At 69.5% G+C, this 20,228-nt stretch carries 18 protein-coding genes; 12 read left to right on the plus strand and 6 right to left on the minus strand.

What is annotated here, in order from left to right; genetic code table 11:
* On the plus strand, positions 1-1,383 hold the full coding sequence (locus tag ACEXQC_RS01630; protein WP_374817682.1) for an NtaA/DmoA family FMN-dependent monooxygenase: 1,383 nt from the start codon (positions 1-3) through the stop codon (positions 1,381-1,383).
* Positions 1,384-1,457: 74 nt separating this feature from the next.
* Here the strand turns inward: ACEXQC_RS01630 and ACEXQC_RS01635 are convergent, their stop codons facing one another.
* Complete coding sequence (locus ACEXQC_RS01635) at positions 1,458-2,414, minus strand: Dyp-type peroxidase (protein ID WP_374817684.1); 957 nt, start codon at positions 2,412-2,414, stop codon at positions 1,458-1,460.
* 117 nt (positions 2,415-2,531) lie between these two features.
* On the opposite strand from ACEXQC_RS01635, the gene ACEXQC_RS01640 reads away from it, so the two are divergent.
* Both ACEXQC_RS01640 and ACEXQC_RS01645 read left to right on the plus strand, forming a co-directional pair.
* The gene (locus ACEXQC_RS01640) at positions 2,532-3,134 is read left to right on the plus strand and encodes a PadR family transcriptional regulator (protein ID WP_374817686.1); all 603 of its coding nucleotides are present in this window, start codon (positions 2,532-2,534) and stop codon (positions 3,132-3,134) included.
* Positions 3,135-3,259: 125 nt separating this feature from the next.
* Positions 3,260-4,720, plus strand: coding sequence for an MFS transporter (locus ACEXQC_RS01645; RefSeq protein WP_374817689.1), 1,461 nt, complete (start codon positions 3,260-3,262; stop codon positions 4,718-4,720).
* Here ACEXQC_RS01645 and ACEXQC_RS01650 read toward each other — a convergent pair.
* The gene (locus tag ACEXQC_RS01650; RefSeq protein ID WP_374817693.1) at positions 4,677-5,612 is read right to left on the minus strand and encodes an alpha/beta fold hydrolase; all 936 of its coding nucleotides are present in this window, start codon (positions 5,610-5,612) and stop codon (positions 4,677-4,679) included. The genes ACEXQC_RS01645 and ACEXQC_RS01650 overlap by 44 nt on opposite strands.
* Before the next feature lie 103 nt (positions 5,613-5,715).
* Between ACEXQC_RS01650 and ACEXQC_RS01655 the strand changes: the two genes are divergently transcribed.
* Positions 5,716-6,444, plus strand: a complete 729-nt coding sequence (locus ACEXQC_RS01655) for a Pr6Pr family membrane protein (protein WP_374817695.1) — start codon at positions 5,716-5,718, stop codon at positions 6,442-6,444.
* Here the strand turns inward: ACEXQC_RS01655 and ACEXQC_RS01660 are convergent.
* Positions 6,326-7,813 carry a flavin monoamine oxidase family protein gene (locus tag ACEXQC_RS01660; protein ID WP_374817697.1) on the minus strand — a complete coding sequence of 496 codons (1,488 nt, stop codon included), beginning with the start codon at positions 7,811-7,813 and terminating at the stop codon, positions 6,326-6,328. The genes ACEXQC_RS01655 and ACEXQC_RS01660 overlap by 119 nt on opposite strands.
* 116 nt (positions 7,814-7,929) lie before the next feature.
* Here ACEXQC_RS01660 and ACEXQC_RS01665 point away from each other — a divergent pair, with 116 nt between their 5' ends.
* Together ACEXQC_RS01665 and ACEXQC_RS01670 are read left to right on the plus strand one after the other, a co-directional pair.
* Positions 7,930-8,379, plus strand: coding sequence for a pilus assembly protein CpaE (locus ACEXQC_RS01665; protein WP_374817699.1), 450 nt, complete (start codon positions 7,930-7,932; stop codon positions 8,377-8,379).
* Positions 8,380-8,416: 37 nt separating this feature from the next.
* Entirely contained in the window at positions 8,417-9,247 is an 831-nt protein-coding gene (locus ACEXQC_RS01670; RefSeq protein WP_374817701.1) for an aldo/keto reductase, read from the plus strand.
* Between the two features lie 18 nt (positions 9,248-9,265).
* On the opposite strand, the gene ACEXQC_RS01675 is transcribed toward ACEXQC_RS01670, so the two are convergent.
* The gene (locus tag ACEXQC_RS01675; RefSeq protein WP_374817703.1) at positions 9,266-10,096 is read right to left on the minus strand and encodes a DUF1295 domain-containing protein; all 831 of its coding nucleotides are present in this window, start codon (positions 10,094-10,096) and stop codon (positions 9,266-9,268) included.
* 102 nt (positions 10,097-10,198) lie between these two features.
* Between ACEXQC_RS01675 and ACEXQC_RS01680 the strand changes: the two genes are divergently transcribed.
* From ACEXQC_RS01680 to ACEXQC_RS01690, 3 genes are all read left to right on the plus strand, one after another.
* Entirely contained in the window at positions 10,199-10,678 is a 480-nt protein-coding gene (locus ACEXQC_RS01680) for an FHA domain-containing protein (protein WP_374817705.1), read from the plus strand.
* Positions 10,678-11,376 carry a transcriptional regulator FtsR gene (ftsR, locus tag ACEXQC_RS01685; RefSeq protein WP_374817707.1) on the plus strand — a complete coding sequence of 233 codons (699 nt, stop codon included), beginning with the start codon at positions 10,678-10,680 and terminating at the stop codon, positions 11,374-11,376. Before ACEXQC_RS01680 ends, ftsR begins: the two co-directional genes overlap by 1 nt.
* A gap of 142 nt (positions 11,377-11,518) precedes the next feature.
* Positions 11,519-12,079 carry a MerR family transcriptional regulator gene (locus ACEXQC_RS01690; protein WP_374817709.1) on the plus strand — a complete coding sequence of 187 codons (561 nt, stop codon included), beginning with the start codon at positions 11,519-11,521 and terminating at the stop codon, positions 12,077-12,079.
* Positions 12,080-12,149: 70 nt separating this feature from the next.
* Here ACEXQC_RS01690 and ACEXQC_RS01695 read toward each other — a convergent pair whose 3' ends face one another.
* Positions 12,150-12,959 (minus strand): ParA family protein, encoded by an 810-nt coding sequence (locus ACEXQC_RS01695; protein WP_374817711.1) that lies wholly within the window; start codon positions 12,957-12,959, stop codon positions 12,150-12,152.
* A 75-nt stretch (positions 12,960-13,034) separates the two neighbouring features.
* On the opposite strand from ACEXQC_RS01695, the gene ACEXQC_RS01700 reads away from it, so the two are divergent.
* From ACEXQC_RS01700 to ACEXQC_RS01710, 3 genes are all read left to right on the plus strand, one after another.
* Positions 13,035-16,442 (plus strand): pyruvate carboxylase, encoded by a 3,408-nt coding sequence (locus ACEXQC_RS01700; protein WP_374818830.1) that lies wholly within the window; start codon positions 13,035-13,037, stop codon positions 16,440-16,442.
* Between the two features lie 22 nt (positions 16,443-16,464).
* Positions 16,465-16,956, plus strand: coding sequence for a peptide deformylase (gene def / locus ACEXQC_RS01705; RefSeq protein WP_374817713.1), 492 nt, complete (start codon positions 16,465-16,467; stop codon positions 16,954-16,956).
* 262 nt (positions 16,957-17,218) lie between these two features.
* The gene (locus ACEXQC_RS01710) at positions 17,219-18,331 is read left to right on the plus strand and encodes a cell wall-binding repeat-containing protein (RefSeq protein WP_374817715.1); all 1,113 of its coding nucleotides are present in this window, start codon (positions 17,219-17,221) and stop codon (positions 18,329-18,331) included.
* A gap of 70 nt (positions 18,332-18,401) precedes the next feature.
* Here the strand turns inward: ACEXQC_RS01710 and ACEXQC_RS01715 are convergent, their stop codons facing one another.
* Positions 18,402-20,225 (minus strand): AMP-dependent synthetase/ligase, encoded by a 1,824-nt coding sequence (locus tag ACEXQC_RS01715; protein WP_374817717.1) that lies wholly within the window; start codon positions 20,223-20,225, stop codon positions 18,402-18,404.
* Positions 20,226-20,228: the final 3 nt, after the last annotated feature.

The following is a 20,228-nucleotide window of genomic DNA, read 5'->3' on the forward strand; positions in this document are numbered from 1 at the left end:
ATGAGTGCATTGACGTTCGGCATCTTCCAGTACATCGGCCCCAACGGCACCGTGGGGTCGGCATGGCAGCACCCGGACGACCGGTCGGCCGACTTCACCAAGCTCTCGCACTGGATCGCGCTCGCGAAGAAGTTCGACGAGGCCGGCCTCGACTTCCTCTTCCTGGCCGACAGCTACGGCTTCCCGGCCCTCGACGGCGAACTGCTCGAGGCCGCCGTGCGCGAGGGGCGCGGCATCCCGCACGGCGATCCGATGCCCCTCATCTCGGCCCTCGCGGCCGCCACCGAGCGCCTCGGCTTCATTCTCACGACCTCCACCACCGTGGAGCCGCCCGCCGCCAATGCGCGGCGCTTCGCGACCCTCGACCACTTCACCGACGGCAGGATCGGCTGGAACATCGTCACGGGATCGTCGGGAGCCACCGCGGCCGCGCTCATGGGCAAGGAGCTCATCGCCCACGACCTGCGCTACGACATGGCGGAGGACTACGTCGACGTCGACCTCACCCTCTGGGAGGGCTCGTGGGAGGACGACGCCCTCGTGCGCGACAAGGCGACGGGCGTGTACGCCGACCCCGCGAAGGTGCACATGGTGCACCACGAGGGGCCGTACTACCGCACCGACGGCATCCTCAACCTGCCGCCGTCACCGCAGCGCACCCCGCTGCTCGTGCAGGCGGGCGCCTCGGGTCGAGGCCGCCGCTTCGCCGGGCGCAACGCCGAGGCCGTGTTCGTGGGCGGCGGCGAGCCCGAGGTCGTGGCCGCGAACGTCGCGAGCATCCGTGCGAGCGCCGTGGAGGAGGGCCGACCGGCCGATGCCATCAGGATCCTCGTGGGCGCCCTCTTCATCACGGCCCCGACCAGCGAGGAGGCCTGGCAGAAGCACGCCGAGATGCTCGCGATGTCGAGCCCAGAGGGCGCCGCCGCCATCTACGCGGGCAACACCGGGGTCGATCTGCTCGCGCTCGATCCCGATCTGCCCATTCCGCAGAAGAGCACCGAGATGGGCCAGTCGAACCTCGAGCGGTATCTCGGCAAGGACGGCAAGCCCGCGCCGCTCGTGCGCGACATCCTCGAGAACTTCCGTCGCACGGGCATCAACGGGAGCGTCTTCGTGGGATCGCCCGAGGAGGTCGCCGACCAGATCGAGCGCTTCGCCGAGCTGACGGATGTAGACGGGTACCTGATCCAGCCGCACATGACCCCGGGCACCTACGACGACCTCATCGACCTGCTGCTGCCCGTGCTGCGGGAGCGGGGCCTCGCGGCTCCGGCACCGGAGGACGGCGAGCCGGTCGCGACGCTGCGTGAGCGGCTGTTCCCCGGGGGTGGGCCGCACCTGCCGGCGACGCACCGCGGTCACGGGTTCCGCGCCGGCCGCTGAGCCCGGCCGCTGAGTCCGGCCGCTGAGTCCGGCCGCTGGGCCCGGCCGCTGAGCCGGGCCACCGAGACCGCCGCTCAGTCGTCGAGCGCCTCGAGCACGTCGTTCGAGGGCACGAAGAACGTCGACCCGGTGACCGCCGTCGAGAAGTCCAGGATGCGGTCGTACGAGCCGATCGGATCGCCCACGAACATGTGCCGCAGCATCTGCTCGATCACCCAGAGTTCCCGCGCGTAGCCGATGAAGTAGGTGCCGAACTCGCCGGCACCCGGCCGCCCGAACGGCATGTTGTCGCGCAGGATGTCGTGCTCGACGCCGTTCGCATCCGTGATGGTGTTGAGCGCCTTGTGTGACTTGCGCTCGCCAGGCTCGTCGTCGAGCTCCACGTTGTCGGCCTTCGTGCGGCCGATGATGCGCTCCTGCTGCTCGGTGCCGAGGGCACCCCACGCGGTGAGGTCGTGCAGGTACTTCTGCACCACCACATAGCTGCCGCCCGCGAACGCCGGATCCTCGCCGCCCACGAGCGAGGAGTTCGCGAGGGCCGGCCCGGTGGGGTTCTCGGTGCCGTCGACGAAGCCCAGCAGATCACGCGCATCGAAGTAGCGGAAGCCCTGCACCTCGTCGACGACCGTCACGGCATCGCCGAGCTTCTGCAGCAGCAGCCGTTCGAGCTCGAACGTGAGGTCGCCCCGTTCGCTCCGGATGTGGAACAGCAGGTCGCCCGGGGTCGAGGGGGCGGTGTGCACCGGACCGCGCACCTCGAAGAACCGTCGCAGCTGCGCGGGCCTGGCCTCCTGGCCCAAGCGGTCCCAGGCGTCGGATCCGATGCCCACGTTGCACGAGAGGTGAGCATCGAGGTCGCGGAAGCCCACCGCGCGCACGAGCCCTCCGATGTCGGCGATCACCGAGCGCACCCGCGCCGCGGCCTCGACGGAGTCGCCGATCGTGACCACCAGGAAGACGGCGGCGCGTGACAGGGGAGCGTTGACGCTCTGCGGCTCGATGGGCGTGCGGTCCCAGGATTCCTCGTGCATGGGGCGATTCTAGATCTCCTTCTCGGAAAGCCCAACGATATATCGCAGACCTATTGACAGATGACTTGCGCCGATATATCGTTGGCTTATCGTTCACGACAGAAAGGCGGATGCGACATGAAACGCCATCCAGAGATCCACAACCAGCACGACCATCCCTTCTTCCCCTACGGCCGCGGCCCCCGCGGTCACGGCGCAGGCCGACAGGGCGGCCCCGGCTTCGGAGGCTTCGGCCCCGGGTTCGGCGGTTTCGGCCCCGGTTTCGGCCCGGGCGGCCGGGGGAGGGCCAACCGCGGAGACGTGCGTTCGGCCATCCTCTCGCTGCTCGCCGAGTCGCCCTCGAACGGCTACGGCCTCATCAAGGCCATCGCCGAGAAGACCGGAGGGGTCTGGCGCCCGAGCCCCGGCTCCATCTACCCCACGCTCCAGCAGCTCGTCGACGAGGAGCTCATCGCTCCCACCGGAGACGGCAAGCGCACCGAGTTCGAGCTCACCGAGGCGGGCCGCGGCTACGTGGCCGAGCACGCCGAGGAGCTCTCGAGCGCCTGGGAGGCCACGGCCGGCCAGTCCGAGGCCGACGGCGAGTTCCACGCGAGCGTGACGAAGTTCCTGGGGGTCGTGCAGCAGTTCCGCTTCGCGGCCACTGCCGAGCAGCGCGCGCAGGCGGCCGAGAAGATCGACGAGGCCCGCAAGGCCCTCTACCTCCTCCTGGCCGACTGACCGGGGCGGGCGGCGGGGACCGGTGACGGGGCTCACCCTCGGCCGAGGTCGCACCTCGGCCGAGTTCACCCCCCATTAACCGGGCGCCCCCGCCACGCTTCCCCCGCGTGCACCATAATCCAGCCATGGCGGAATCCTCGATGCAGCGACTGCTCGACGGCTTGAGCTTCGGTTCGTCGCATCGTCGCGTCTGGCTGCTCTCGAGCCTCGGCATCATGCTCGATGGCTTCGACTTCTTCGTGATGGGCGTCGCCATCCCGCTCATCGTGGCGGAGTGGTCGACGAGTCCGCTCGAGACGGGCCTCATCAGCTCGGCCGCCATCCTGGGCGCCATCGTCGGTGCAGCGGTGATGGGGCCGCTCTCGGACCGCATAGGGCGGCGCCTCGCCTTCCGCATCGACCTCGGTCTCTTCGTGGTGTTCGCGCTCGCCTCGGCGCTCGCGCCCGGCGTGTGGTGGCTCATCGCCTTCCGCTTCCTCCTCGGGGTCGGGATCGGTGCCGACTACCCCATCAGCGCGAGCTACGTCTCCGAGATCGCCCCGCGGAGGCTGCGATCCCGACTGCTCATCGGCGCGTTCAGCTTCCAGGCGGTCGGCCAGCTGCTCGGGGCCCTCGTGGGCCTGTTCGTGTTCACGCTCGATCCGTCACCGGATGCCTGGCGGTGGATGCTCGCCGCCGGCGTCGTGCCCGCGATCGTGATCGTCATCCTGCGCCGTGGCGTGCCCGAGAGCCCCCTGTGGCTCGCCTCCACCTCGCGCTACGAGGAGGCGGCGCTCTCGCTGCAGAGCTTCGTGGGCCGCCGGGTCGAGGTCGAGGAGATCATGTCGACGCCCGCCGAGATCGCGGTCGACGCGCTCGAGCGCGGGGAGGTCACGGCGCTGCCGCTGCCCGCCCCCGTCATCTCCGGCGTCGTGCGGCCCGCGGATGCGCCGCGCGACATCCCGAAGACCTCGCTGTTCTCGAGACCGCTCCGCCGGGCCACGATCCTCACGAGCGTTCCCTGGTTCTTCATGGACATCGCCACCTACGGTGTCGGCGTCTTCACGCCCACCATCATCGCGTCGATCGCCCTCTCCTCGGCGAACGCCGACAAGACGGTCGGCGCCGACATCGTCTCCACCGAGGGGGCCGCGTTCCTCGACCTCTTCCTCGTGGTGGGCTTCCTCGCGGCCCTGCTGCTCGTGCGACGGTTCGGACTGCTCACCCTGCAGGTCGGGGGTTTCGTGGTGATGGCGGCGGGCCTCGTGGTGCTCGCCTTCAGCATCACGCTGCCGCAGGGGTCGGCCGTGCAGCTCGGGCTGCTCTTCGTGGGCTTCGCGGCGTTCAACCTCTTCATGAACGCGGGGCCCAACTCCACCACGTTCGCGCTGCCGACGGTGGCGTTCGACTCGATCTCGCGGGGTGCGGGAGCCGGGTTCGCCGCGGCGGCGGGCAAGGCGGGTGCGGCCATCGGGGTCTTCGCGTTCCCGCTCGTGCAGGCCGCGTTCGGTCTGTTCACGACCCTGCTCCTCGTGGCCGTCGGGTGCGTGGTGGCGGCTGCGGTCACCCTCGCGCTCGGGCGCACGCTCCTGCGCGACCGCTCCTGATCCCGCCGAGCGGAGCCCCGAGCGCGTCGAGCACGGCGTCGGGCGACTCGATGTGGGCGAAGTGGCCCGCATCGGGCAGCACTCGCGTGACGGCGCCCTCGATCGTGCGTCGCAGCATCCGATCGTCATCCGCCGACACGAACACGTCGCGCGCACCCCGCACCGAGACCACGGGGCAGCGGATGCCCGCCCACCTGGCGCCTGGCCGGTAGTCCGCGAGGGCCCGTGCCGCTGCGGCGAAGGCCGCGGGCCGCACCTCGGCGGCGAGCGTCTCGAGCACGGCGGCGGGCACCTGTGAGGGGCGCACGAAGAGCGGGGCGAAGATCGGCCGCAGCAGGTGGAGGCGACGGAAGGCGGCCAGTGCCCTCGCCGTCCCCGTGCCGGTGGGCGACAGCGCCGCCATCGTGATCATGGCGGCCCGGAGCGCTACGAAGGGAGCCGCCCTGCGGAGACCACGCACCGGATGCCGTGCCGCACGGGCGATGCTGAAGGTCGTGGGGGAGACGAGCCCCACCGAGAGCGTCGCGGCGGGTTCGATCGAGGCCAGGTGCAGCGCGATGACCCCGCCGAGCGAGTGGCCCACCGCGTGCCACCTGTCGTAGCCCAGGGCGCGCAGCACCTCGGCGACCGCTCGCCCGTAGGCATCGACCGAGCGACCGTGCGGGGGCAGCGGTGTCGCACCCCAGCCGGGCAGATCCACCAGCACCACGTCGTGCAGGGGCTCGCCACGCCGGCGAGCGGCCTCGAGGAGGGGCAGCCAGGTCGTCCACGATCCGGCGGCACCGTGCAGCAGCACCACGGCCTCGTCGCCGAGCCGGCGCGCCGAGCAGCGCACGGTCACCGGCCCGAGTGGGGTGAGGACGGTCGCGGCGATGAGCGCCTCAGAGGTCATGCCCGGTGTTCGGAGCGGCGGGCCCCAACGGCGGGCGGACACCGGGACGGACCGGCAGGCGGCCAGGCAGGCGGTCCGAGGCGATGCGACTACCCTCGGAGGAATGATCTCGACCGGCACGCAGCGCGCTGTCGGCATCGCACGCCTCGTGATCGCGCTCATCGGGGCGGTGGCCCTCGTGTTCGACTTCGACTACGTGCTCGGGTTCAGCACCTTCTCCACCATCAACTACTTCAGCTACTTCACCTTCCAGAGCAACCTCCTCAACGTGCTCGTGCTCGCCCTCGCAGGGGTCCTGCTGCTGCGGGGGCGCGAGGTGAACCGGCTGCTGCTCAACGTGCGCGCGGCCACCATCTGCTACGTCGTGGTCTCCGGCATCGTCTTCGGCCTCATCGTGTCGCAAGCGGGCAGCCACAACTACCGCATCGAGGTGCCCTGGCCGAGCCAGGTGCTGCACTTCTACCTGCCGCCGCTCGTGGTGGCGGACTGGCTGTTCGGTGTGGGCAGGCAGCGCCTGCGCTGGCGCTCGGTGGCCGTGGTGCTCGTGTTCCCCGTGGTGTGGGGCATCTTCACACTTCTCCGCGGCGCCGAGGTGGGCTGGTACCCCTACTTCTTCCTCGACCCCGCCCAGGTGAGCGGACCGCTCGAGTTCGCGCTCTACTCCGGCATCGCCCTGGGGCTCTTCGCGGGCCTCATGGCCCTGCTCGTGCTGATCAGCCGGCGCCGACCGTGGGCCGAGTCGTGGGGGAGGGCGTCGACGTCGCCTCCGGATCCACGAACGGCACGAGCGTCTGGAGCGCCGCTTCGAGGAACTCCTGGTCGTTCTGCTTGAGGGCGACCGCCACGTCGTCCGCCGCCGTGAGGCCGATGAGGATCGGCTGACCGGTCGCCGGCATGAGGTTGATCCACTCCGCGATCTCGGAGGTCTCGTCGACCACCGAGAGCACGGTCGCCTCGGTCGACCAGAACGGCTCGTCGAACCGCAGCCAGAGCTGCTCGAGCGAGCCCATGCCGAGCTCCTCGATGGCCGAGGTCGTCGACTCGGGCAGCTCCGGCGCGAACTCGATGGTGCCGGCTTGCAGCACCCCGATCGGCACGGTCACGATCACGCGGGCGACCGAGAGGGATTCACCCGTGCCGAGGCGCAGGCTCGCCCCGTCGTCGGTGTGCGAGATGCGGATGACGGTGCTCGAGAGCAGCACGTCGACGTCTTCGAGCGAGGTGGAGACGACGGTGTCGAGCCCGCCCACGATGAGTCGGGTGCCCTCCGCGAGACCCGCGCCCCCGGCTCCTCCGCCGCCCTGGCTCTGGCGGTCGAGACCGTAGCTCGCCGAGAGCTCGAACGGGCTCGCTCCGTAGCGGCTGGCCACCGCGGTGTCGAGGTAGTGCACGAGCTCGTCGGCCGGTGAGACCCCGGATGCGCCGGGCTCGGTGGAGACCGCGTCGGCCCCCGAGGCGGAGAGCGCCGAGGCGAGCGAGGCGTCGGAGCCCTGCTGCTTCGACCACGCCACGGCCTGGGCGACGGCATCGGGCCCCACACTGCTCGGCGGCACCACGAGACCCGAGGCCGTGCGCGTCTCGGCGTCGGACTCGAGCGAGAGTGTGTCGATGTCGTTGAGGCGCAGCAGCTCGGCGAGGCCCTCGGCCGAGACGGATGCCGCGCCGAGCTCCACGGGGAACGGCCAGCCGTCGGCCTCGCGGGTGTCGATGCGCCCGCCCACCCGGTCGCGCGCCTCGATGACCACGACGTCGAACCCCTGCTCCCTCAGCAGGCGAGCGGCCGTCGCACCGGCGAGGCCCGCACCGACGATGCCGATCCGCTCCTCCGGCTGCGCCACGGCGGCGACCCGCTCGGCCACGGACTCGCCCGAGGCGGCGGCTCCCACGACCGTGCCGGGGAACTCGCTCGATGTCGCCTCTCCCGCGAAGAACAGGCGGGTGCCGACCGTCTCGCGCAGAGTCGTGCGCGAGGCCGGCGTGGCCCCGACCGGCATCGAGCTGAACGAGCCGAGGGAGAACGGATCGTCGGCCCAGGCGCTGCGGAAGAAGGCGGAGGGGTTCGGCACGGGCCCAGGCGGCAGCTCGGTGGGGGTCAGCGTGGGGGTGGGCGGCACGGGGGAGTCGGGAGTGCAGGCCGCCAGCGCCGAGAGCGAGAGCGCCGAGACCGCTCCCGCCAGGAAGGTGCGTCGCGCGATTGCCACAGTCTGCGGTGCCGTCTCTGTCGTCGGGGACGATCGGGGAGCCGATCACCTCCACGTTAGCCAACGATCCGCTTTTCCGCGCAGGCGGGTGCGCGGAACGCTGGAATGATGGGCTGATGATCGCCGTCGAACTCGCCAGGGCCCTCCGCACCGCCGGGCTGCGCTGGCACCCTCGCTCGGGCGACGCCTTCGTGATCGAGGCGGTCGACGCCGACGAGGTCTTCACGGTCAGCGAGATGACGGCGGAGGTGCACGAGTTCCCCACGGGCTCGCTCATCGGCTTCAACGGCACCACGGAGTGGGCCCTCGACTCGGTGGATCTGGCCGACACCCTGTGGCTCCCGAGGGAGGATCAGCTGCGCGAGATCCTCCGCGACGGGTTCCGTTCGCTCACCGCGGAACCGCTCGAGCCCGACGAGGGGGAGCCCACCACCCTCTACGTCGTCACGGCTCTGATCCGCGGGCGCACGCGCCAGTACGAGGCGGAGAGCGCCGTCGACGCCTACGCCGAAGCGGTGCTCGACCTCATCGTGCAGAGCCTCGTGGCCGACGATCCTGAGCACTAGCCGCCCGCTCGGCAGCCGCCCCGAATAGGGTTGGGGCATGACGGAAAACGCAGTCCCCACGGTCGGCCTCAACAACGGCACCCAGATCCCCCAGCTCGGATTCGGTGTCTTCAAGGTCGATCCCGACAAGACCACCCGCGTCGTGCGCGACGCCCTCGAGGTGGGCTACCGCCACCTCGACACCGCGAAGATCTACCACAACGAGGAGGGCGTGGGCCGAGCCGTCAAGGAGTCGGGCATCGACCGCGGCGACCTCTTCATCACCACCAAGCTGTGGAACGACGACCAGACGGATGCGCTCACGGCCTTCGACAAGAGCCTCTCGCGCCTCGGCACCGACTACGTCGACCTCTACCTCATCCACTGGCCCACCCCCGAGAAGGACACCTACCTCGACGCATGGCGCTCGCTCGAGAAAATCCTCGAATCCGGTCGCGCCAAGGCCATCGGCGTCTCGAACTTCAACATCGACCACCTCGAGCGGCTGATCGCCGAGACCGACGTGGTGCCCGCCGTCAACCAGGTCGAGCTGCACGTCGACTTCCAGCAGACCGAGCTGCGCTCGTTCGCCTCGGGCAAGGGCATCGCCACCGAGGCGTGGGGCCCCCTGGGTCAGGGCCGCATCAACGACTCGCCCGAGCTCTCCGCCATCGCGGAGGCCCACGGCAAGTCGGTGCCGCAGACGATCATCCGCTGGCACCTCGATGTGGGCAACATCGTGATCCCGAAGAGCAACAACAAGGAGCGCATGGCCGAGAACTTCGACGTGCTCGACTTCTCGCTGAGCGCCTCCGAGATCGCGAGCATCGCCTCGCTCGACCGCGGAGCCGATGGCCGCAACGGCGCCGACCCGCTCGAGGTCAACTAGGCTCCTGCGGCTCCGCCGCTAGGCCTCGACGGGGACGTCGGCGCTCCTTCTCCCGGGAAACCAGGGGATGAGCGCCGACGTCCTTCTCGTGTACTCCGCGTACTCGGGGTACTTGGAACGCGAGATGCTCTCGGTGAAGGCCGTCGACCCGATGAAGAGCAGGGTGAGCAGCACGGGCCCCGCCGCCGTCCACTGCAGCACGGAGCCGGCCGCGCTCGCCCCCAGCAGGAACACGACCCACCACTGCGCCTGCTCGAAGAAGAAGTTCGGGTGCCGGGAGAAGCGGAAGAGGCCGGTCTGCAGAAAGCGCGGGTGGGGCTCGCGACCGGCGGCGACCTCCCTCTTCTTCCATTGGTGGAAATCCCACTGCTGCTGGTCGGCCACGGTCTCGCCCACCAGGAACACGAGGAAGAGCGCCACGAGCGCGATGTCAAGCAGGGTGAAGGGCGTGGCCCGGTTCTCGAACATCGTGTACGCGGGCATGGCGATGAGCCACAGGATGACGCTCTGGTAGATCGTGATGAAGAACAGGTTGAAGAGCTGGAACGCGCCCTTCGGCATGCGCCCGCGCAGCACGGCCCAGCGGTAGTCCTCCCCGCCGGGCGCGTACCCGCCCTTGCGGGAGAAGTTGAAGGTGAGCCGGGCGCCCCACAGCGTGACGACCACGGCGAGCAGGTCGAGGCGGAGGTCGGTGAAGCCCGCCGCTCCCGCGAAGATCCAGACGTAGACGACGGGGATGATGGACCAGATCCGGTCGACCCAGGAGTACTCCCTCGTGACGAGCGAGAGCACCCACACCACGAGGCAGCTCGCGGCGAGAACCCACACCGACGCCATCAACGGAAGCATGCTGGAAGTGTAGGGCACACCCGTCGCTCCGAGACGGAAATCCCGGCTCGGAGCGGTGCCCCCATCGGCTACGCTGGAGGGAGCAAGGAGGGCAGCCGGACGATGAACGACACGAACGACGATCACACCACGAGCATCCCCGTCACCCCCTCCGGGGCAGACACCACGATGTCGCTCACGGGCGAGTTCGCGGCGCAGCTCGCCGCGCTCGAAGGCGGTGTCACGAGCGAGGAGCTCGAGTCGATCGCCGCCCTTCCCTCGGGCTCCGCCCTGCTCATCGTGCGACGCGGCCCCAACTCGGGTGCCCGCTTCCTGCTCGACACCACGGTCTCGACGGTCGGCCGTCACCCCAATGCCGACATCTTCCTCGACGACGTCACGGTCTCGCGCCGGCACGCCGAGTTCACCAGGCACGGCCACAGCTTCTCGGTGCGCGACCGCGGCTCGCTCAACGGCACCTACGTCGGTGGCGTGCGGGTCGACGAGGCGCTGCTCGAAGACGGCGCCGAAGTGCAGATCGGCAAGTTCCGCCTCACGTTCTACCCATCGCGCATCGACGTGGTGACCGCAGCGGGAGAGTAGTGGCAGCCGCTTCTCCGGCGACCGGTTCCAACCCGGCGCCGCTGCTCGGCATCGGTCAGGTGCTCTCCAAGCTCACCACCGAGTTCCCCGACCTCACCCCGTCGAAGCTCCGCTTCCTCGAGGAGCGCGGGCTCGTGCACCCCGCCCGCACCCCCTCCGGGTACCGCAAGTTCTCGCAGAACGACCTGAGTCGGCTGCGCCTCATCCTCACCATGCAGCGGGACTGCTACCTGCCGCTCGCCGTCATCAAGGACTACCTGGCCGATGTCGATGCAGGGCTCAACCCGCCGATGCCGGGCACGGGTCTGGCCAACGGTGCGTCCATCCTGCAGACGGGTCGGCGGCTCAGCCGCGACGACCTCACGCGTGCGGCCGGGGCCACCCCCATGCTCGTGCAGGACGCCTTCTCCTCCTCCCTGCTGATCCCCGCCGACAGCTACGGCGAGGATTCCCTCGTGGTGCTCAAGGCCCTCGTGGAGCTCCAGCGCTCCGGTATCGAGCCCCGGCACCTGCGCGGCTTCCGCCAGACGGCGGAACGCGAGCTCGGGCTCATCGAGAGCGCGCTCATGCCCGTGGCACGGCGCCGCGATCCGTCGAGCCGGGCGAAGGTGGCCGAGCTGGCGGTCGAGATCGCGGGGCAGCTCGAGATCGTGCGCTCCAGTCTCATCCGCTCGGCGCTCGGTCGCATCGACCCGTGAGGTAACGATCCGGTTCCCACGGCGACACGCCGCACCCGGAAAGGGTGATGTCGTTGCTCAGGGGTGTCGCGGTCGATAGCGTGGAAGAAGCACTCACGGAACGGATGCCCCGATTCCCGTGTCATGACGATGAAGGGTCCTGATGAGCGACACAGGTCACAGCAACCTGGGCAAGGACGACGATTCTCGTTACCAGGGGCTGCTGTTCACAGACGGCCTCCCCGAACTCGATGACGCGAGCGGCTACCGCGGTGCCGTGGCGGCCCGTGCGGCCGGCATCACCTACCGTCAGCTCGACTACTGGGCCCGCACGGCGCTCGTGGAGCCCACCGTGCGCGGTGCCGCCGGTTCCGGTTCGCAGCGGCTCTACGGATTCCGCGACATCCTCGTGCTCAAGCTCGTCAAGCGACTGCTCGACACCGGCATCTCGCTGCAGCAGATCCGCACCGCCATCAACCAGCTGCGCGAGGCCGGCATCAACGACCTCGCCCAGACCACGCTCATGTCGGATGGCGCGAGCGTCTACCTCTGCACCTCCAACGACGAGGTCATCGACCTCGTGAGCCGCGGTCAGGGTGTCTTCGGCATCGCCGTGGGCAAGGTCCTCCGCGAGGTCGAGACCTCCCTGGTAGAACTCGACTCGGTAGCCCTCGACCCCACCGACGAACTCGCAGCCCGCCGCGCCACCCGCAAGGCTGTCTGAAGTCCTCCCGTAGAACAACGAAAACCGCCCAGGATCTTCGGATCCTGAGCGGTTTCGTCGTTTCGAGGTCTTAGCTCTTCAGTTCGGCGTATTCGCCTACGCGGCCTGTGCGCATGACGCGCTCCAGGAGGAGGTCGAAGTTGCGGGCCATCTCCTGGGCGCCCTCGCCCGGCCAGACGTGCAGGGGCTTCGCCGCACCCTGAGCCTGCTGCAGCGAGGTGCGCTCGGGCAGCTGGGGCGAGAGCACGAGCGGGCCGAACATGTCACGCAGCTCCTTGATGCGGAACTGGTGCTCGAGCGACTGCGACCGCACGCGGTTGACGATGATGCCGAGCGGCTGCAGCCGGGGGGAGAGGCCGCGGCGGATCTCCTCGATGGCGCGGAGCGCACGGTCGGCGGCGGCCACGGAGAACAGGCCGGGCTCGGTGACCACCGTGACGCGGTCGGATGCCGCCCACGCGGTGCGGGTGAGCGCATTGAGCGACGGGGCGCAGTCGATGAGCACGAGGTCGTACTCGTTCTCGACCGTGGCGAGAGCCTCTTCGAGCTTCCAGATGTCGCGGATCGACGGGTGCGGCCCGTCGAAGTTGAGAGCCGAGGGCGATCCGATGAGCACGTCGATCTTGCCGCCGCGATCCTTCGTCCACCCCGAGGGGGCGATCGCGGCCCGCACCACCTTCTCCTTGGGAGAAGCGAGAACGTCGGCGACGTTCAGGTGACCTGCGACGCGGATGTCCATGCCTGTGGAGACATCGGACTGCGGGTCGAGGTCGACGACGAGAGTGCGCAAGCCCTTGGCGAACGCAGCGGACGCGAGCCCGAGCGTCACTGTGGTCTTGCCCACGCCTCCCTTGAGGGATGAGACGCTGAGTACATGCACAGTCGACAACGTTACCTTCACTAGGCTTGGAGAACCTAACTGTTCGCTGTACGCGTGTGCACCCGAAAGGTCTCGATGTTCACGAAGATTCTTGTGGCCAACCGTGGCGAGATCGCGATCAGGGCGTTCAGGGCGGCGTACGAGCTGGGGGCGAAGACGGTCGCGGTGTTCCCCTACGAGGACCGCAACTCCATGCACCGGTTGAAGGCCGACGAGGCGTACCAGATCGGTGAGGTCGGGCATCCGGTGCGGGCGTACCTCGATGTGTCGGAGATCATCCGGGTGGCTCTCGAGTCGGGTGCCGACGCCATCTACCCGGGCTACGGGTTCCTCTCGGAGAACCCTGAGCTCGCGAAGGCGGCGGCGGAGAACGGCATCACGTTCATCGGCCCCGGTGAGCACGTGCTCGAGATGGCGGGCAACAAAGTCACCGCCAAGGAGCACGCGATCGCGGCCGGTGTGCCCGTGCTGCGCTCCACACCCGCCTCGCGCGACATCGAGGAGCTGCTGGCGGGAGCGGCCGAGATCGGGTTCCCGATCTTCGCGAAGGCCGTCGCCGGTGGTGGTGGGCGGGGGATGCGCCGGGTCGAGACCCAGGAGGAGCTGCGCGGCGCCCTGGAGGCGGCGATGCGGGAGGCCGACAGCGCGTTCGGCGATCCCACCATGTTCCTGGAGCAGGCCGTGCTGCGGCCTCGTCACATCGAGGTGCAGATCCTGGCCGATGGTGCGGGGGAGACGCTGCACCTGTACGAGCGGGACTGCTCGGTGCAGCGCCGCAACCAGAAGGTGGTCGAGATCGCGCCGGCCCCGAACATCTCGGACGAGCTGCGGGCGGCCCTGCACGCGGATGCGATCAAGTTCGCCAGGTCCATCTCCTACGTCAATGCGGGAACGGTGGAGTTCCTCGTCGACACGGTCGGCCCGCGTGCGGGCGAGCACGTGTTCATCGAGATGAACCCGCGCATCCAGGTCGAGCACACCGTGACCGAGGAGGTCACCGACGTCGACCTCGTGCAGTCGCAGATGCTCATCGCCTCGGGCACCACGTTCGCCGACCTCGGGCTGACCCAGGAGGGCATCGTGCTGCACGGTGCCGCTCTGCAGTGCCGCATCACCACGGAGGACCCCACGGCGGGCTTCCGGCCCGACACGGGCAAGATCGCCGCCTACCGGTCGCCCGGTGGCGCGGGGGTGCGGCTCGATGGCGGCACGGTCGACGTGGGAGCACAGATCTCGCCGCACTTCGACTCGATGCTCGCCAAGATGACGTGCCGCGGCCGTGACTTCCCGGCCGCGGTGCGACGGGCCCGGCGTGCTCTGGCCGAGTTCCGCATCCGCGGGGTCTCGACGAACATCCCGTTCCTGCAGGGTGTGCTCGACGACCCCGACTTCATGGCGGGCGATCTCAGCACGAGCTTCATCGACGAGCGTCCCCAGCTGCTCGGCGGGCACCAGTCGAAGGACCGCGGCACGAAGATCCTCAACTGGCTCGCCGACGTCACGGTCAATCAGCCCCACGGCCCGCGTGTGGGCGGGGTCGACCCGGTCGACAAGCTGCCGGCGATCGACCTGCAGGCGCCCGCGCCGGCGGGGTCGCGGCAGCGGCTGCTCGAGCTCGGTCCCGTGGGGTTCGCCTCGGCCCTGCGGGCGCAGACCGCTCTGGCGGTCACCGAGACCACGATGCGGGATGCGCACCAGTCGCTGCTCGCCACCCGCGTGCGCACCAAGGACCTCGTGGCGGTCGCCCCGTACGTGGCACGGATGACCCCCGAACTGCTGAGTGTGGAGGCGTGGGGCGGTGCGACCTACGACGTGGCGCTCCGCTTCCTCGGCGAGGACCCCTGGGAGCGGCTCGCCACGCTGCGGGAGGCGCTGCCGAACGTGGCGATCCAGATGCTGCTGCGCGGCCGCAACACCGTGGGCTACACGCCGTACCCCACGGAGGTCACCGAGGCGTTCGTGCAGGAGGCCGCCGCCACCGGTGTCGACATCTTCCGCATCTTCGACGCCCTCAACGACGTGTCCCAGATGCGTCCGGCCATCGACGCCGTGCTCGCGACCGGTTCCACGGTGGCGGAGGTCGCCGTCTGCTACACGGGTGACCTGCTCGACCCGGCCGAGGATCTCTACACCCTCGAGTACTACCTCACGCTCGCCGAGCAGATCGTCGACGCGGGCGCGCACGTGCTCGCCATCAAGGACATGGCGGGGCTGCTCCGCCCCGCCGCCGCCGCGAAGCTCGTCTCCGCGTTCCGCAGCGAGTTCGACCTGCCCGTGCACGTGCACACGCACGACACCGCCGGTGGCCAGCTCGCCGCTCTGCTGGCCGCGAGTGCCGCCGGTGCGGATGCCGTCGATGTCGCATCGGCGCCGATGGCCGGCACCACGAGCCAGCCGAGCGCATCCGCTCTCGTCGCCGCGCTCGCCCACACCGATCGCGACACGGGCCTCTCGCTCACGGCCGTCAGCGACCTCGAGCCGTACTGGGAGGCCGTGCGGCAGGTGTACCGCCCGTTCGAGTCCGGGCTGCCGGGCCCCACGGGGCGCGTCTACCGGCACGAGATCCCGGGAGGTCAGCTCTCCAACCTCCGCCAGCAGGCCATCGCGCTCGGCCTGGCCGACGACTTCGAGCTCATCGAGGATCTCTACGCCGCGGCCAACCGGATCCTCGGCCGCATCCCGAAGGTCACCCCCTCCTCCAAGGTCGTGGGCGACCTCGCGCTGCACCTGGCCGCGGTCAAGGCCGACCCGGCCGACTTCGAGGAGAACCCGCAGAACTACGACATCCCCGATTCCGTGATCGGGTTCATGGCCGGTGAGCTCGGCGAGCTGCCGGGCGGATGGCCCGAGCCGTTCCGCTCCAAGGTGCTCGAGGGCCGCACCGTGAACGTGGGGGTCACCCCTCTCGACGACCGCGACCGCGAGGGCCTCGCCGGCGATTCCCGCACCCGGCAGTCGACCCTCAACCGGTTGCTGTTCCCCGCGCCCACGAGCACCTTCGAGCAGCAGCGCGACCTGTTCGGCGACCTCTCGGTGGTCGACACCGTCGACTACCTCTACGGCCTCACCCAGGGCGTCGAGCACGTCGTGGAGATCTCCACGGGTGTGCGGCTCTTCGTGGGCCTCGAGGCCATCGGCGAGGTCGACTCCAAGGGCGAGCGCACCGTCATGACCACCCTCAACGGCCAGCTCCGCCCCGTGAACGTGCGCGACCGCTCCGTGAAGGTCGAGACCAAGGCGGCCGAGAAGGCGGATGCGAACCGGCCCGGCCAGGTCGCCGCCCCGTTCTCCGGCGTCGTGACCCTCAAGGTCGCCGAGGGCGCCACCGTGGCCGCCGGCGACAGCGTCGCGACCATCGAGGCCATGAAGATGGAGGCCGCCATCACCACCCCCGTGGCCGGCACCGTCTCGCGCCTCGCCATCCCCAGCACCCAGCAGGTCGAGGCAGGTGACCTCCTCGTGGTCGTCACCCCCGACGCGTGAACAAGAAGAAGGCAGTTCAGCAGTGACCGTTCGTGAGATCCGCATTTTCGGCGATCCCGTGCTCAAGACCGTCTCCGACCCGGTCGTCGACATCGACGACCGGGTGCGGGGCCTCGTGGAGGACCTCGTCGACAGCGTGCAGGTGCCCGGCCGCGCCGGTGTGGCCGCGTCGCAGATCGGGGTGAACCTGAGGGCCTTCAGCTACAACGTCGACGGCGAGGTGGGCTACATCATCAACCCCGTGCTCGTGGAGCTCTCGGGGGAGCCTGAGCTCGTGGACGAGGGCTGCCTCTCGGTGCCCGACCTGTGGTTCAAGACGAGCCGCTACCCGTTCGCGCGCGCAACCGGCATCGACCTCGACGGCAACCCCGTGGAGGTCTCAGGCACGGGCCTCATGGCGCAGGCCCTGCAGCACGAGACCGACCACCTCGACGGCCTGCTCTACCTCGACCGCCTCGACAAGCCCACGCGCCGCGAGGCCATGCGCCAGGTGCGCGAGTCCCCCTGGTTCTGAGTAGCAACTACTCCTCACACCCGTCCCCGAGCTCCCCGCAGAGTGTCATCTGTCCCTGACACCTCTGAAAGCGGCTCCCGTGAAAAGTCCTCTGTCCTCGCTCCTCCGTCCTTCCGTCGCAGGCGCGTGTGCCTGCCTTGTCGTCGCCGCGGGTCTGCTCGTGGCGTCGCCGGCCCACGCCACCCAGCTCGCGAACCCTTACGAGCCTGCCTGCCCGCAGCCCAAAGCTCTTCAGGGCCTCGCGATCGCGCCGACCCCGGCGATGTCACCCTACGATCGCGACGGCGGGGTCTCGATCATCGCGGGCGCCCTCCCTCGTGGGGTCGAGCTCGTCGGCAGCAATGTCGATCGCAAGCCGTACCTGTTCCAGGGTGTGCCGCAGGCGACGGGCACCTTCTCTTTCACCGTGAAGGCGGAGTTCGAAGACGCTTGGCCGAAGACGATCGACTGCACCATGACGGTCGGCACGCCGGGCTCGGTGTCCCGCATCGCCGGTGCCGACCGCTACGCGCAGGCGGTCGAAGTCTCCCGCACCTTCACCGAGGCCGAGACGGTCTACCTGGCCAGCGGGGAGAAGTTCCCCGATGCGCTGAGCGCCGGCTCGGTCGCGGGCTTCAACGACGCACCACTCCTGCTCGTGTCGAGCGGCGCCGTCCCTGCGGCGACCCTCGCAGAGATCGACCGCCTCGATCCGGATCACGTGGTCGTGGTCGGCGGTCCCGCTTCCGTCTCAGACGAGGTCCTCGAGTCCCTGAAGCGCGAGATCGACGATGCCTCCCTCACCCGCATCGGCGGTGCGGACCGCTATGCCGTCTCCCGTGCTCTGATCAGCGATGCCCGGTTCGGCATCCCGACCGCATCGACCGCCTACCTGGCGACGGGAACCACGTTCCCAGATGCTCTGTCGTCGTCCCCCGCAGCCGTGACGGCCGGAGGCCCTGTGCTGCTGGTCAACGGTGCCGCCCCGGCACTCTCGACCGAGGAGTCCGCACTGCTGACCGCACTGGGCACGAAGGAGATCCGCATCGCGGGAGGCACCTCCTCGATCGGTCAGTCCCTCGAGACCTCGCTCGCTCGGTCGTTCTCGGTGAGCCGATCGAGCGGGGCTGATCGCTATGAGGCGGCGGTGGCGATCAACAAGTCGGCATTCGCCGCTTCACCCACGGTCTACCTCGCGAGCGGCACCGCCTTCGCGGATGCACTGAGTGCCGCGCCCGTCGCCGGTCGCGACAAGAACCCGGTCTACCTCGTTCAGCCGAACTGCGTCCCGAATTCCGTGCTCCAGGAGATCGTGCGGCTCGAGCCCGCGAAGATCATCATCCTCGGCGGAACAGCCACCATCGGGTCGGCTGTCGAGACACTTCGATCCTGCTGACTCGCGACCCGAAGAAGAACGCCCCTCGCACCAGCTGGTGGAGGGGCGTTCTTCTTGCGTCCGCGCGTGACTAGTGGACCAGGGACTGGCCCTCGGTGGCCGGGGCCGCGTTGTAGAGGTTCTCGATGACGGTGGCGTAGTCCTTGAGGATCACGTTGCGCTTGATCGTGAGCTTCGGCGTGAGGTGGCCCGAGGCCTCGGTGAAGTCGTCGGTGATCACCACGAACTTGCGGATCGACTCGGCTCGCGAGACGAGCGCGTTGGCGGAGTCGACCGCGCGCTGCACCTCGGCGAGCACCGCCGGGTTCTCGGCGGCCTCCGCCACGGTCATCGAGGCGTTCTGCCCGTTGTTGCCGAGCCACACGGGGAGCATCTCGGCATCGAGCGTGATGAGCGCCGAGATGAAGGGACGCTGGTCGCCGACCACGACGACCTGGCCCACCACGGGGTTGGAGCGGATGGGATCCTCGAGCGCGGCTGGGGCGACGTTCTTGCCGCCGGCCGTGACGATGATCTCCTTCTTGCGGCCCGTGATGGTGAGGAAGCCGTCCGAGTCGATCGCGCCGATGTCGCCGGTCTTGAACCACTCGCCGTCCATCACCTCGGCGGTGGCCTCCTCGTTCTGCCAGTAGCCGGCGAAGACGTTGACGCCCTTCACCTGGATCTCGCCGTCCTCGGCGATCCGCAGACCGACGCCGGGGAGCGCGGGGCCCACAGTGCCGATCTTGAACTTGTCGGTGAGGTTGACCGTGGCGGGCGCCGTGGTCTCGGTGAGACCGTAGCCCTCGAGGATGGTGACCCCGAGGCTGCGGTAGAAGTGCCCGAGACGGTGACCGAGCGGAGCCGATCCGGAGACCGCGTGCTGCACCCGGCCGCCGAGGGCCGCGCGCAGCTTGGAGTAGACGAGACGGTCGAAGAGCTTGAACTTGACCTTGAGGCCGAGCGGCACGTGCCCGGCGTCGAGGGCCTCGGAGTGCTCGACGGCCACCTTGGCGGCCGCGCGGAAGATCTTGCCCTTGCCTCCGCCCTCGGCCTTCTGTTCGGAGGAGTTGTAGACCTTCTCGAACACGCGCGGCACCGCGAGCAGGAACGTGGGCTTGAACGAGCCGAGCGCGGGGAGCAGCTGCTTGGTGTCGGCCTGGTGGCCGACCTTCACACCGCTGTGCACGCTGAGGATGGAGATGAAGCGCGCGAACACGTGCGCGGTCGTGATGAAGAGCAGGGTGGAGGCGCCCGGCGCCACGACGTCCTTCATGACCACGGCGGCGTTGCGGCTGAGCTCCACGAAGTTCGAGTGCGTGAGCACGCAGCCCTTCGGTCGGCCGGTCGTGCCCGAGGTGTAGATGAGGGTGGCGAGGTCGCTGCCCACGGCCAGGTTGCGACGGCGCTCGACCTCGTCGTCGGACACCGCACCTCCCGAGGAGGCGAGCTTGTCGAGATCGCCGAGGTCGACCTGCCACGCGCGCGTGACGTCGGGCAGGTCGGGACGGATCTCGTCGAACTTGGCGAAGTGGTCTGCGGTCTCCACGATGATCGCCGTGGCACCGGAGTCGGAGAGGTTCCACTGCACCTGCGCGGGCGATGAGGTCTCGTAGATCGGCACGAGCACGGCACCGGCGAACCAGGTGGCGAAGTCGATGAGGGTCCACTCGTAGCGCGTCTTGCACATGAGCCCGATCTTGTCGCCGGGTTCGATGCCCGAGGCGATGAGGCCCTTGGCCACGGCGCGCACCTGAGTGAGGAACTCCGCCGCCGTGATGTCGCGCCAGCCGGCGCCGTCGGGCACGGCGAAGAGCGCGTCGTCAGGGGTGAGTCTGACCCTCTCGATCAAGAGGTCTGTCGCATTCGCCTGGGGGTCGGCGGTGACGACGGGGGGAACGAAATACTGGTCCACGGC

Origin of the sequence: Herbiconiux liukaitaii, from assembly GCF_041927495.1 — a bacterium.
In the GTDB taxonomy this organism is placed as follows: Bacteria; Actinomycetota; Actinomycetes; order Actinomycetales; family Microbacteriaceae; genus Herbiconiux; species Herbiconiux liukaitaii.